At 64.2% G+C, this 12725-nt stretch carries 13 protein-coding genes; 7 read left to right on the forward strand and 6 right to left on the reverse strand.

The window, feature by feature from the left end:
* Positions 1-16: 16 nt before the first annotated feature.
* Genes AC4LFW_RS19270 through AC4LFW_RS19285 form a run of 4 tightly spaced genes read right to left on the reverse strand, consistent with a single transcriptional unit; the run spans position 17 to position 3387 of the window.
* On the reverse strand, positions 17-637 hold the full coding sequence (locus tag AC4LFW_RS19270) for an ABC-type transport auxiliary lipoprotein family protein (protein WP_491821170.1): 621 nt from the start codon (positions 635-637) through the stop codon (positions 17-19).
* Positions 634-1572 carry an MlaD family protein gene (locus AC4LFW_RS19275; protein ID WP_491821172.1) on the reverse strand — a complete coding sequence of 313 codons (939 nt, stop codon included), beginning with the start codon at positions 1570-1572 and terminating at the stop codon, positions 634-636. The genes AC4LFW_RS19270 and AC4LFW_RS19275 overlap by 4 nt, the downstream gene beginning before the upstream one ends.
* A 1-nt stretch (position 1573) precedes the next feature.
* Positions 1574-2362, reverse strand: coding sequence for an ABC transporter ATP-binding protein (locus AC4LFW_RS19280; RefSeq protein ID WP_491821174.1), 789 nt, complete (start codon positions 2360-2362; stop codon positions 1574-1576).
* Positions 2359-3387, reverse strand: a complete 1029-nt coding sequence (locus AC4LFW_RS19285) for an MlaE family ABC transporter permease (protein ID WP_491822189.1) — start codon at positions 3385-3387, stop codon at positions 2359-2361. Before AC4LFW_RS19285 ends, AC4LFW_RS19280 begins: the two co-directional genes overlap by 4 nt.
* 446 nt (positions 3388-3833) lie before the next feature.
* Between AC4LFW_RS19285 and AC4LFW_RS19290 the strand changes: the two genes are divergently transcribed.
* Positions 3834-4241, forward strand: coding sequence for a VanZ family protein (locus AC4LFW_RS19290; RefSeq protein ID WP_491821176.1), 408 nt, complete (start codon positions 3834-3836; stop codon positions 4239-4241).
* Between the two features lie 4 nt (positions 4242-4245).
* Here AC4LFW_RS19290 and AC4LFW_RS19295 read toward each other — a convergent pair whose 3' ends face one another.
* Positions 4246-4908 (reverse strand): DUF2238 domain-containing protein, encoded by a 663-nt coding sequence (locus AC4LFW_RS19295; protein WP_491821177.1) that lies wholly within the window; start codon positions 4906-4908, stop codon positions 4246-4248.
* Positions 4909-5054: 146 nt separating this feature from the next.
* On the opposite strand from AC4LFW_RS19295, the gene coxB reads away from it, so the two are divergent.
* The 6 genes from coxB to AC4LFW_RS19325 are packed head-to-tail and all read left to right on the forward strand — an operon-like array spanning position 5055 to position 11502.
* The gene (coxB, locus tag AC4LFW_RS19300) at positions 5055-6065 is read left to right on the forward strand and encodes a cytochrome c oxidase subunit II (protein ID WP_491821179.1); all 1011 of its coding nucleotides are present in this window, start codon (positions 5055-5057) and stop codon (positions 6063-6065) included.
* Entirely contained in the window at positions 6062-8590 is a 2529-nt protein-coding gene (ctaD, locus tag AC4LFW_RS19305; RefSeq protein WP_491821181.1) for a cytochrome c oxidase subunit I, read from the forward strand. The genes coxB and ctaD overlap by 4 nt, the downstream gene beginning before the upstream one ends.
* On the forward strand, positions 8587-9012 hold the full coding sequence (locus tag AC4LFW_RS19310) for a hypothetical protein (RefSeq protein ID WP_491821183.1): 426 nt from the start codon (positions 8587-8589) through the stop codon (positions 9010-9012). Before ctaD ends, AC4LFW_RS19310 begins: the two co-directional genes overlap by 4 nt.
* The gene (locus AC4LFW_RS19315; protein WP_491821184.1) at positions 9009-9638 is read left to right on the forward strand and encodes a cytochrome c oxidase assembly protein; all 630 of its coding nucleotides are present in this window, start codon (positions 9009-9011) and stop codon (positions 9636-9638) included. The genes AC4LFW_RS19310 and AC4LFW_RS19315 overlap by 4 nt, the downstream gene beginning before the upstream one ends.
* A complete protein-coding gene (locus AC4LFW_RS19320; RefSeq protein ID WP_491821186.1) occupies positions 9619-10890 on the forward strand; it encodes a c-type cytochrome in 1272 nt (423 codons plus the stop codon). Before AC4LFW_RS19315 ends, AC4LFW_RS19320 begins: the two co-directional genes overlap by 20 nt.
* A 3-nt stretch (positions 10891-10893) precedes the next feature.
* Entirely contained in the window at positions 10894-11502 is a 609-nt protein-coding gene (locus AC4LFW_RS19325) for a DedA family protein (protein ID WP_491821188.1), read from the forward strand.
* A 44-nt stretch (positions 11503-11546) separates the two neighbouring features.
* Here the strand turns inward: AC4LFW_RS19325 and AC4LFW_RS19330 are convergent, their stop codons facing one another.
* Positions 11547-12719 (reverse strand): polysaccharide pyruvyl transferase family protein, encoded by a 1173-nt coding sequence (locus AC4LFW_RS19330; RefSeq protein WP_491821190.1) that lies wholly within the window; start codon positions 12717-12719, stop codon positions 11547-11549.
* Positions 12720-12725: the final 6 nt, after the last annotated feature.

Raw genomic sequence — 12725 nt, forward strand, 5'->3', positions numbered from 1 at the left:
CGGGCGCCGCGTGGGCTCAGTCGAGCGTGCGGGCGTGTTCGAGGGTCCATTGCAGTACGTCGGCGCTGAGCCGGTCGCCGGCCTGGCCGAACGCCTCGACGACGCGTTCGACGTCGGTGCCGGTGCTCGGCTGCCGCACTTCGAAACGGCGGTTGGCGAGGGTGCGCTGGTTGTGCCGATCGACCAGTCGCGCATCGAGGGTCACGACCACTTCCGGTTTGCCGTCGACATAGACGGCCTGGAAGGCGCGCAGATCGCTGTGCAGGCTGAGGTCGGCATAGAGGTTGACGTCTTCATTGCTCACCGAAGGCATGCGGCCGTCGCGCTGGAAGGCCTCGATCAGCCGATCGCGCAGCAGCACCGGCGCAGCGTCGCTCCAGCGCGCACCGCCGTAGGCACTGATCTGGTTGCCCTGCGGCACCACAGCGATGCGCTGGCCGGCAAGGACGCGGTTGGCCTGCGGCGTGTTGATGCGCAGTGCCTGCTGCGTGGCAGGCTCGCTGGCCTGCTGCGGCGTGGATGTAACCGGCAGCAGAAAGATCCGCAGATTCTCCGATTCCGGCAGGATCGAACAGGCCGCGACGGCGGTGAGCAGCCCGAACAGGGCGAGGCGCGGCAGGGAACGGTGAAGGCTCATGGATTGAACTCCTGCAATTTGTCGCGGCCGAGCAAGAAACCGCTGGGGTTGTCTTCCAGGCGCTGGGTGACGCGGCGCAACGCCCCGAGGGTACTGCGCAGTTCGTTGATGGCCGGGCCGAGCTCGTTGAAGCCCTGCATGCCGTTGTTCAGCGCGCCCTGGTTTTCTTCCAGGAGAGTGTCCAGGCGCGAGGTGGTGCGGTCCAGCGCGCTCATCGCCTGCGTCGCGCTGTCCAGCACGCTGCGACCCTGATCATCGAGCAGGCCGTTGGCGTTGCGTGCCAGGCTCGAGAGCTCGCCCATGACCGTATTGGCCTGCTGGCTGAGCTGGTTGAACTGTTGCAGCGTCTGCGACAGGTCGCCACGTTGTGCAGAGAGCACGCTTGTCGCCTGCTCCAGATGTTCCAGGGTCCGGCTCAGGCGCGTGGTGTTTTCCTCGGAAAAGATCTGGTTGGCGCTGAGCAGCAGGTTGTTGATATTGCTCATCAGGTCTTCGCCGTTTTCCAGCAGCGCGCTGAGCGAGGACGGGTCGGCCACGATCAGCGGCGGGTCATCACGGTCACCTTCCAGCCGCGGCGCTTCCGGCGTGCCACCGTGCAGCTGGATGACCATGCTGCCGGTGATGTTGGCCAGGGCCAGGCGCGCCTGGGTGTCGGTCTTGATCGGTGTGCCGCCGTAGACGCGGATGCGCGCGCGGACCTTGCGCGGGTCGTCCGGCTCCAGCCAGAGTTCGGTGACATCGCCGACCTTGATGCCGCTGTACTCCACCGAACTGCCGCTCGACAGCCCGCTCACCGCCTGGCTGAAGCCGATGTCGTAGTAGGCATACTCGCGGTCCATGCTGGACTTGCCCAGCCACAGGGCGAACAGCAGGGCGCAGCCAACCGCGACCACGGTGAACAGTCCGATCAATACGTGATGGGCACGGGTTTCCATCTCAGGGAGTCTCCAGCTTTAGTGCGGCATCGTGCGCCGCGCGGCCACGCGGGCCGTGAAAGTATTCGCGAATCCATTCGTCATCGGTGGCCGCGACCTTTTCCAGGGTGTCGACCACCAGAACGCGTTTCTGCGCCAGTACGGCGACGCGGTCGCAGATGGTGTAGAGCGTGTCGAGGTCGTGGGTAACCAGGAACACACTGAAACCCAGCGCATCGCGCAGGGTCAGGATCAACTGATCGAAGGCCGCCGCGCCTATGGGGTCGAGGCCGGCGGTGGGCTCGTCGAGAAACAGCACCTCCGGGTCCAGCGCCAGCGCGCGAGCCAGGGCGGCGCGCTTGACCATACCGCCGGACAGCTCATCGGGAAACTTGCAGGCCGCCTCAGGGGGCAGCCCGGCCAGCGCCAGCTTCTGCCTTGCCAGGTGTTCGGCGTCGGCACGCTTGAGGCCGATGTGTTCGATCAGCGGCAGGGCGACGTTTTCCTGCAGGTTGAGCGAGGTGAACAGGGCGCCACGCTGAAACAGCACACCGAACCGCCGCTCCACTTCGGAGCGACGGGTTGCCGACAGATTCAGCAGGTTCTCGCCGAATACCTTGACGCTGCCGGCGTTCGGCCGACGCAGGCCGACGATGCTGCGCAGCAACACCGACTTGCCGGTGCCCGAACCACCGACCACGCCGAGGATTTCGCCACGGCGGATGTCCAGGTCGAGATTGACGTGGACCGCCTGTTTGCCGAAGCGGTTGACCAGGCCCTGGACCTGGATCACGGGTTCGTCTGTTCTCACCAGCCCATCTCCATGAAGAACAGCGCGGCGACGGCATCGAGCAGAATCACCATGAAGATCGACTGCACCACGCTGGAGGTGGTGTGCTCGCCGACCGACTGCGCACTGCCGCTGGCCTTGAAGCCTTCCAGGCAGCCGATCACCGCGATCAGGAAGGCAAACACCGGCGCCTTGCCGACGCCGACCAGGAAGTGATTGAGCGGGATGTCGCGCTGCAGGATGGTAAAGAACATGGCTGGCGAGATATCCAGAGCCAGCGAGCAGACCACCAGCCCACCGGCGATGCCGCTGAGAATGCCGATAAAGGTCAGGATCGGCAGGGTGATCAGCATCGCCAGCACCCGTGGCAGCACCAGCAGTTCGATCGGGCTCAGGCCGAGGGTGCGGATGGCGTCGATCTCCTCGTTGGACTTCATTGCCCCGATCTGCGCGGCGAAGGCGCTGGCGGTGCGCCCGGCCAGCAGGATCGCCGCCAGCAGCACGCCGAATTCACGCAGGAAGGAAAAGGCCACCAGGTTGACCGTATAGATGGTCGCGCCGAAGTCGGCGAGCACCGTGGCGCCGAGAAAGGCCACCACCGCGCCCACCAGAAAGGTCAGCAGGGCGACGATGGGGATCGCGTCCAGCCCGGTCTGCTCGATATGCGCCACCAGCGCGGTGACCCGCCAGCGCCGCGGGTTGAACATGACGGTGAAGAGGGTCTGCAGGGTCAGGCCGATAAAGCCGAGCAGGGTGCGCTGCTGGTTCCAGACCCCGGAGACGGTACGGCCGATGTGCGCCAGGACATCGGCGAAACCATTGGTGTCCGGCGCCTGCTCGGCTTCCGGCTTGTCCAGCGAGGCGGCAACGGTTTTCAGCAGGGCCTGACGTTCCGCGGGAAGCTGCGGCGCCCAGTCGTTCAACCGGGCCACCCGTGCCGGGCCCAGCAGTTCCACCAGTAATCCGGCCCCGGCGGTGTCCAGCACGCCGAGCGCATCGAGCGAGACCTGGTCTGCATCGGTGACCTGACGACGCACGCGCTCCATTTCACGGCGCAGCGTGGCGTAGTGCTGCAGTGTCCAGTCGCCGGTCACTTTCAGGGTGGCGGCGCCTGCGTCCTGTGTCGGTTGCCGCTGCAGACTGCCTGGCAGCGAGGTGGGGTGCGTCAAAGTCGTTTCCCGTAATACTGGTCGTGGAGACGGCGCACGCCAGATCTCCACAAGGTGGGCTTGATCCTAACAGTTCGGACCCCGATCGCGCGGTTACGTTTAGGGCAGGGCTCTGGCATGGGTAGCAACGTGCAATTTGTTACAGGACCGCTCGAACTATCCGTCACTCTGGGCCTCCATAGGCTGCACGCCGACGTTCATGCTCGGTACGCGCCGCGTCGAGGGGCTGTATCTTACGCCGCCTTTGCCGACGTCATCATCACGCCCACCATTGGGCCCCTGCCTTAAGTCTTTCCAGTCTCAGCGAGAGCTACCGATTGCCTATGAATTACTTGCGCGTCCTGCCGTTCCTCGCGGTGCTAGCGGTCATCCTCTTCAGCGGCCTGCGGCCGGAACCAGTCCCCCAAGTGTTCGACCAGCAGGACAAGCTGCACCACATGCTGGGCTTTGCCGCGCTCATGTTCTCGTTGCGCCTGGCGTTTCCGCAGTGGCATGTCTTCTGGGCGATAGCCCTCAGCCTGAGCGCGGGTGTGTTGGTGGAAGTGGGCCAGAGCCTGCTGCCCAATCGTCAGGCCTCTTTCGGCGATATGTTGGCCAACTCGCTGGGCGTGCTGCTTGGTTGGGTCTGCTCATATATTGCTTATCAGTGGTATCTGCGGCGTATCGGCGTGAGCACCGCTCCCGAGGCGACTGACCCGGCTGAGCGTTTGAGCGACCCGGCCAGACCCTGAGCCGCTAGCGCTCTGCGTCAGCCGCATCGCTATGTACATGCCGCCTTCTGGCTACAAGCGTTGTGATTATCATGGCAATGACAGCCCCACCGGCCGCCAGCGCCATATCCTTCTGCGGGTCCCAGCGATCGTTCTGGGTGGCAAGAAAGGTGCGTCCGAGGCCTCCGCCCAGCATTTCCGCGCCAAACCATTCGATCAGCTCGTAGATCGCCGAGGTCGATAGCACTATGTCTATCGGCAGGATCAGGCTCCAGAACCCCGGACGCAGGCCCAGGCGAATCAGCACTTCGCGGATCGGATAGGCCAGTAGCAGCCCATAGCTCAGGTGCGCCAGGCGGTCGAACTGATTGCGTTCCCAGCCCAGCTGCTCATTCAGGCCCTCACCGGTCAAGGCCTGCCACCACTCGTTGTAGGGCACGTTGGCGTAGGTGTAATGGGCGCCGAGCTGGTGAATGCAGAGATAGAGAAAGATCAGTGTCGCGGCGCTGCGGGAGGGCAGGTAGTGCCTGTGACCCAGCAACAGGGCTGCGGCCAGGCCGAGTACCAAGAGGTTTTCCAGCAGCCAGTCATGGCGGTTGAACGGGTCGATCGCCAATGCGCCCCAAATCAACAGGAACAAGCCGACCATGGTCAGCAGATAGCGTCGGTGGCGTCTCTCTGTGGGCATGGGTTCTCCTGAGTCGTTCTCCTTTGTGCTACGACAAGCGCAACGCCCTAAGGGTCCGCCGCTTGCGAATTCACCTCAGCAGCCAACTTTTCCGGCCTGCGGAGTGTCACAAAACGTGACCCTCAGCGAGGCGGACTATGCGGCCCATGCAGACCAGCGACCTCACCGGAGCATGCCCCAGGCTGCGTGGCGTCGGTCTGTGGCTGTTGATCGCGCTGCTGGCGGGCTGTGATGGGCAGCAGTCGGCCCTGAACCCGGCCGGTGTCGGCGCGCAGAGCATCGCCACGCTGTTCTGGTGGATGGCTGGCGGTGCGCTGCTGATCTGGCTGGTGGTCATGGGCATCGCCCTGTATGCGACCCAGGCACATCCCGAAGAGCACGGTATTCGCAGCGCCCGCTGGTTGATCCTGGGCGGCGGCATTCTCTTCCCGGTGGTGGTGCTGACCGGCTTGCTGATTTATGGACTGATGCTGATGCCGCAGTTGCGCTCGGCCGAGAACGTTGCCCTGCGGGTCGATGTGTCAGGCGAACAATGGTGGTGGCGAGTGCATTACCGCACCGATGCGGGCGAAGCCGTTGAGCTGGCGAACGAAATACGGCTGCCCGTGGGCGAACGCGTGGCCTTCAGCCTGACCAGCCCGGACGTAATTCATTCATTCTGGATTCCTTCGCTGGGCGGCAAGGTCGACATGATTCCCGGTCGGGTTAACGAACTGGTGCTGGAGCCGACCGAGACCGGCACCTTCCGTGGCGCCTGTGCCGAATACTGTGGCACCTCCCATGCGCTGATGAATTTCGCTGTGGTGGTGATGCCGCGAGACGATTTCGACCGTTGGCTAGCCGAACAGGCCGAACCAGCACAACCGCCGGCTACAGCATTGCAGCAGGCGGGCCAGCAGGCCTTTCTCGCCAATGGCTGCGGTGCCTGTCATCAGGTGCGTGGCACCGAGGCCGACGGCACGGTCGGGCCCGACCTGACCCACGTGGGCAGTCGCCTGACCCTGGCAGCCGGCACCCTGCCAGCCGATGTTGACGCCTTCCGGCGCTGGATCGGCCACAGCAGCGCAATCAAACCGGATGTGAAAATGCCCGCCTTCGGCATGCTGCCCGAGGCGCAGCTGGGCGCCATGGCGCATTACCTGAAGGGCCTCGAATGAGCGAGCCGATCGAGTACCGCGACCCGCAGGAAGAAGCCCGCGCCAAGGCCCAGGCCGAACGCCTGGCGGCGGCCTGGAAGACCCCCACGGGCTGGCGCTACTGGTCTGCGGTAAACAACACCGAGGTCGGCCTCTGGTACACCGGCGTGTCCTTCCTGTTCTTCCTGTTTGCCGGCGTGCTGGCGATGCTGATCCGCGCGCAGCTGGCGGTGCCAGACAACGATTTGCTGTCTGCCGAAACCTACAACCAGGTCTTCACCTTGCACGGCTCGGTGATGATGTTTCTCTTCGGCGTGCCGATCTTCGAGGCCTTTTCGATCCTGATCCTGCCGCAAATGCTGGGCGCACGAGACCTGCCGTTCCCGCGGCTGTCCGCCTATGGCTTCTGGTGTTTCATCATCGGCGGCGTGTTCGTCTGTGGCTCGATATTTTTCGGCGTCGCGCCGCAGGGCGGCTGGTTCATGTATCCGCCGCTCACCACCACTTATCAGGACGGCCTTGGCGCGGATATCTGGCTGCTCGGGTTGTCGTTCATCGAAGTGTCCTCGATCGCGGCGGCGGTGGAGCTGATCGTCGGCGTGCTGAAAACGCGGCCGCCGGGTATGCGCATCAACCTGATTCCGCTGTATTCCTGGTACATCCTGGTCGTGGCCGGAATGATCCTGTTCGCGTTTCCACCGCTGATCGCCGGCGACCTCCTATTCGAACTGGAGCGCGCCTTCGACTGGCCGTTCTTCGACCACACCCGCGGCGGCGACCCGCTACTGTGGCAACACCTGTTCTGGATTTTCGGCCACCCCGAGGTCTACATCATCTTCCTGCCCGCCGTGGCGCTGGTGGCGACTATCGTGCCCACCGCCGCGGGGCGGCCCATCGTTGGCTACAGCTTCATCGTGCTGGCAGCGGTCGGCACCGGCTTTATCAGTTTCGGGCTGTGGGTCCACCACATGTTCACCACCGGGATGCCGGGCATCTCGCTGGCCTTCTTCTCGGCCGCGTCCGAAGCGGTGGCGATCCCCACCGGGGTGCAGATCTTTTGCTTCCTCGCGACCGCATTGGCGGGGCGCTTCGTCAAATCGGTGCCGATGCTGTTCGTTGCCGGTGCGCTGGCGATCTTCGTGCTTGGCGGGCTGACCGGCGTGATGGTGGCGTTGGCGCCGTTCGACTTCCAGGCACACGACACCTACTTCATCGTTGCCCACCTGCACTACGTGCTGATCGGCGGCATGCTGTTCCCGGTCATCGCCGGCCTGTACTACTTCTTCCCGCTGGCACGCAGCAAGACGCTGTCGGACCGGCTCGGGCGGATCGCCTTCTGGCTGATGTTCATCGGCTTCAACATCGCCTTCCTGCCCATGCACTTCACCGGCCTGCTGGGCATGCCACGGCGGGTCTACACCTATGCGCCGGGCATGGGCTTCGATGTGCTCAACATGGTCTCCACGGTGGGCGCCTTCATTCTCGCCGCTGGCGTCGCGGTGCTGGTCTGGGACGTCATGCGGCCCAAGGGCAAGGAGCCCTACAGCAAGCGCAACCCCTGGAACGCCGGGACGCTCGAATGGCTCGCGGAAATGCCTGGCATGCCCTGGGGCTCGCGCTCGATACCGATCATCAAGAGCCGCTACCCGCTCTGGGATCAGCCAGACCTGATGCGCGACGTGGATGCCGGGCGTTTCTATCTGCCCGATGCGGAAGAGGGCAAGCGCGAAACCCTGATCAGCAGCATCATCGATGCCGAGCCGATCCAGTGCTTGCGCGTGCCAGGCCCGACGTTCCTCAGCATGTGGGCAGCGATATTCACCGGCGGCCTGTTCATTTTCGCGACCTATAGCTGGTACGTCGCGGCGCTGGTCAGTGGCGGCCTCGCGCTGATCACCATCCTCATCTGGCTGTGGACCGGCACGGCGGTGATCCCGGAGAAGCCGAAAAAAGATATCGGCCTGGACGTGACGGTGCCGCTCTATGCGTCGGGCGCCAAGTCGGTGGGCTGGTGGGCCACCTTCATCACCATGATCGGTGACATGAGCGCCTTCGGCAGCCTGGTGTTCGGGTACTTCTTTTTCTGGACGGTGCACGAGAATTTCCCGCCCGCCGATGCCGCCGGCCCCGGTGTGTTCTGGCCGGTACTGGGACTGGGATTGATCGCCGCCTCCTGGGCGCTGACGCTGCTGGCGCGGCACTGCAACGTTCGTGATCAGGCGGCGGGCTTCTACGGCTCGCTGGGGCTGGCGGCGGTCTGCACCCTGGCGGGCGGCTACTCCATGTGGGCCGGACCGCACTTCAGTGGCCTCGACCCCACCAGCAACGTCTATCCCGCCACGGTGTGGGTGCTTGTTCTCTGGTGCCTGATACACCTATCCATCGGCCTGATCATGCAGCTCTACTGCCTGGCGCGCCGCGCCGCCGGCCGGATGACCGCGGTACACGACATCGATATCCGTAACGTCGCGCTGTTCTGGCATTTCATGCTCATCACCGCAGGCGTGACTGTCGCGGTCATCGCCGGCTTTCCGGAGGTGTTATGACTGAAAAGCTGAGCGAACAGCAACGCAATCGCGGCCAGCAGGCCCCTGAAGCGCCACCGCAGGAGCGCGACACCCTTTGGCTGATCACCTTCAGCCCGACCATCTGGGCGGTGCATTTCCTGCTGTCGTACCTGGCGGTGTCGGTGTGGTGCGCCAAGGTGGCGGGGCGCGGCGGTGAGCTGGGCGATATCCGCCTGGCCATCGGCGTGCTGACGCTGATCGCACTGGCTGGCATCGCGCTGACCGGCTGGCGTGGTTGGCGCAAGCACTCGTTTGGCCACGCCACGGCGCCACACGATTTCGACACTCCGGCTGATCGCCACCGCTTCCTTGGCTTCTCTACCCTGCTGCTCAGCGGTCTGAGCTTTGTCGCAACGATCTACGTGGCGCTGTGCGTGGTCTTCATCCGGAGCTGCGCATGATCTGGCGACCGCTGTCACTGATGCTCGGCCTGGCCACGCTGGCAGCGGTCTGGCTCGGGCCGTTGCCGGACATAGCCGATCGGCTGTTCGTCGGCCATATGCTGATGCACGTGATGGTGGTGGCGGTAGCGGCGCCGTTGCTGGCGATCGGGCTGGCCGGAGGTCGGCTGGACTTCTCCAACCGCATCCCGTTCCTGTTCTCGCCGATCCTGGCCTCGGTGATCGAGCTGTTCGTGGTCTGGGCCTGGCACATGCCGGCGCTGCACCATGCGGCGCGCACGTCTCAATCGGCCGAACTGCTGGAGCAGGGCAGTTATCTGTTCGTTGGCCTGCTGGTATGGCTTGCGGCGTTTGGCGGCGTGCGGCATCGGCGCGCGCTGGCCGGCATCGCCGGTTTGTTGTTGACCTCGATGCACATGACGCTGCTCGGCGTCCTGCTGGCCATGTCCAGTCGCCCGCTGTTCGAGCACACCGGCTCGGTGCTGTCGGGCATGAGCCCGCTGGAGGATCAGCAGATGGGTGGCGTGATCATGCTGGCCTTTGGCGGCAGCGCCTACCTGATCGGCGGTCTGTACCTGCTGTTCGGTCTTCTACAGGACAAGCGCCATGCCGTTTCAGTCAGCTAAGCGAATGCTGCTGCGATGCTGGGCGCCGTTGCGGCGCTGGCTGCGCTGGCTGACCGGCGGCTCATGGAAGCGCGTTGTGGCGGGTATCGCGCTGATGGCGGCGCTCGCGGGCACGGGCGCGTTCGTGCTGGTTTCGCTGGGGCTGGTCTCGATAGGGGCCAGTTCGGGCCATTGGAAGACGACCGGCTGGCTGTTGCACTACGCCATGCGTCGCGCAGTCAGCACTCAGTCGATGGGCGTGAAGGTGCCGCCGCTGGACGATCCGGCGCTGGTGCTCAAGGGGGCCGGGCACTATCACACCGGCTGCCTGGCCTGTCATGGCGGGCCGGGGGAGCAGCGGTCCTTGATCGTCCAGCAGATGACGCCCGAGCCACCCTATCTGCCGCCGCGCATCGAACGCTGGGAGCCTCAGGAGCTGTTCTGGATCGTGAAGAACGGCGTCAAGTTCACCGCCATGCCGGCCTGGCCCGCGCAGCAAAGGGACGATGAGGTCTGGGCCCTGGTAGCGTTCCTCCAGGCGATGCCAGGCATGTCGCCCGAGCGCTACAGACAGCTTGCGCTGGGCGGTCGCAGCGAAGAGATCGCCAAACCCGTCACGCCCGATCATCTGCGGCCGCTGCAGGACCCGCTCGGTCCGGTGTTGGCCAACTGCAACCGCTGTCATGCCGAAGACGGCGGCGGTCGGGGCGAGGGTGCGTTCCCCCGATTGGCCGGGCAGAGCGAGGCATATTTGCTTGGTGCGCTGCAGGCCTACGCAAGGGGCGAGCGGCATAGCGGCATCATGCAGCCGATCGCCGCAGGTCTGGAGCCGGCGGTGCTTGAAGCGCTGGCGCAGCATTACGCCGATCTGCCGCCAGTCAGTCACATAGACGCTCCAGAGCCGACGCCGGACATCCTGGCCCAGGGCCTGTCGCTGGCCGAACGCGGTGTGCGTGAACGCGGCATCCCGTCCTGCATACATTGCCATGGGCCAAAGGACAGCCCGCGCAATCCCATGTACCCGAACATTGCGGGGCAATATGCCCGCTACCTGAAATTGCAGCTTGAGCTGTTTACGGCGGGCAAGCGTGGAGGCAGCGAGTACGCGCATATCATGCACAGCGCCGCGCAGCGGCTCACGCCGGAGCAGATGCAGGCGCTGGCCGATTACTACGCATCGCTGCCGGCTGCGGCAGCGCCGGCACTCGACAAGTCTGCGCCAACCCTCGCCGAACCTTCGGCGCGGGATTCTTCAACTCAACAGCAGAGGTAACCGATGTTCGACAAGATCGTGGAAATCGTTTCGTCATTGGGCTACGTCGGGGTATTCCTGCTGATGCTGCTGGAAAACATCTTTCCGCCGATTCCGTCGGAGCTGATCATGCCGCTGGCCGGTTTCGTCGCGGCGCGCGGTGATCTCAACTTCATTGCCGTCATTCTGGTGGGGACCGCCGGGTCGGTGGTTGGCGCGCTGCCCTGGTACTACGCCGGCGCCAAGCTTGGGCAGAAACGCATGAAGCATCTGGCCGAACGCTGGGGGCACTGGCTGACCCTCTCGCCAGAGGACGTCGACAAGGCCAGCGACTGGTTTGGCCGACACGGCAAGGCCGCGGTGTTCTTTGGTCGCCTGATTCCGGCCGTGCGCACCCTGATCTCGGTGCCGGCAGGCATCGCCGGGATGTCGATGCCCCTGTTCCTACTCTATTCGACGCTCGGTTCGCTGATCTGGACCGCGCTGTTGGCGCTGGCCGGGTATCTGCTGGAGTCGCAGTACGAAAAGGTCTCGCAGTACATGGACCCGATATCCACCGGGGTGGTGGTGCTGATGGTGCTCTACTACCTGTACCGGCTGATCCGGCAGCGCTTCGCCGGACGGAACCGCTGACCAGAATGGAAGGCGTCACCGTATCGCGGTAACGCCGATATTCATCAGGCTGCGCCGGCCGAGCTGCGGCCGCGCTGGCACTGGTCGATGACATCGAAAACCTGCTGCCACATCTGCTCGGATTGCTGCTTGAGCTCAGCGGTTCTGGCCTGGATCAGCGCTGCGATTCGTGCGCTTTCGTCAGTCACCAGGTCGAGCTTGCGCTTGATCTCCGCTTCGTCGCCTGTGACCTGCACCAGACCCTCCGGAAAACCGTAATCCTCGAACAGCATCTGGTACTTGTGGCTCCAGCCCGTGGCAAGTGCCGGCACACCCTGGGACAGCGCACTGACCAGCCCATGGAAGCGACTGCCGAGGGTGCCGCTGCAGGCGCCGAGGATGCCCTTGATTTCAAGCGGGCCACTTTCGCGAACGATAGGAATGCCGCCCACTGCTGCCGACAGCTTTTCGGCGAGCGCCAGGTCACCTTTGCCTTCGTGCACCAGCACGAACGGCTTGGCGCCTTTTTCCAGTAGATAACGGGTACAGGTAGTCAGGAAGGGCAAATACGCATCGCGTGTCTGCTGATCGGTCTTGTCCAGCATCCGGCAGTTGGGGACGATGCAGAAGCGGTTCTGCTCCACATCGAAGTCCGCTGGGACCACGCCGCTGATCAGGTTGGTAAAATCCGGTGCCTGCTTGATCTTGCTCTGCTCGCCGGCCAGCCGGGTCAGGTACTCGTACGATACGCGCTCGCGCGGGAAGATCAGGTCGACGTTCTCGACGACGGTCTTCATCGCCGCCTGGATCTTGTCGGTGGTAAAGGGGCCCAGGGCCTGCGGCAGGAGAATCACGCGGGTGCCGTTCTTCTTCCAGGTCCTGGCCGATTGCGCGAGCTCGATGCTCGGCTCATCGCCCCATTGATCGCTGTAGGCGAAGCCGGCGGCGTCGATCACCACATCCACTTCCTTATCCAGTACTACGCCATACATCTCGCGCAGCGGCCGCGGCGCAAAGTTGGCCAGGTTGCCCCACTGGATGCCGTAGCGCCACAGGGACGCCTTTGGGTAGAAGCCCAGCTGCACCAGCTTGCGGAACGGGTGATCCGATTTCTCGGTGGTTGGAGCCATGACGAAGGTAGCGTCCGGATACCGGGTTTTCAGCTTCTGCAGTGCTGCATGCAACATCAGCTCGGCGCCTTTATTGACGAATCCGGCCTTTCTGATCTCGATAATCATCGCTTA

This window comes from Stutzerimonas sp. C6.4V (genome assembly GCF_058536345.1).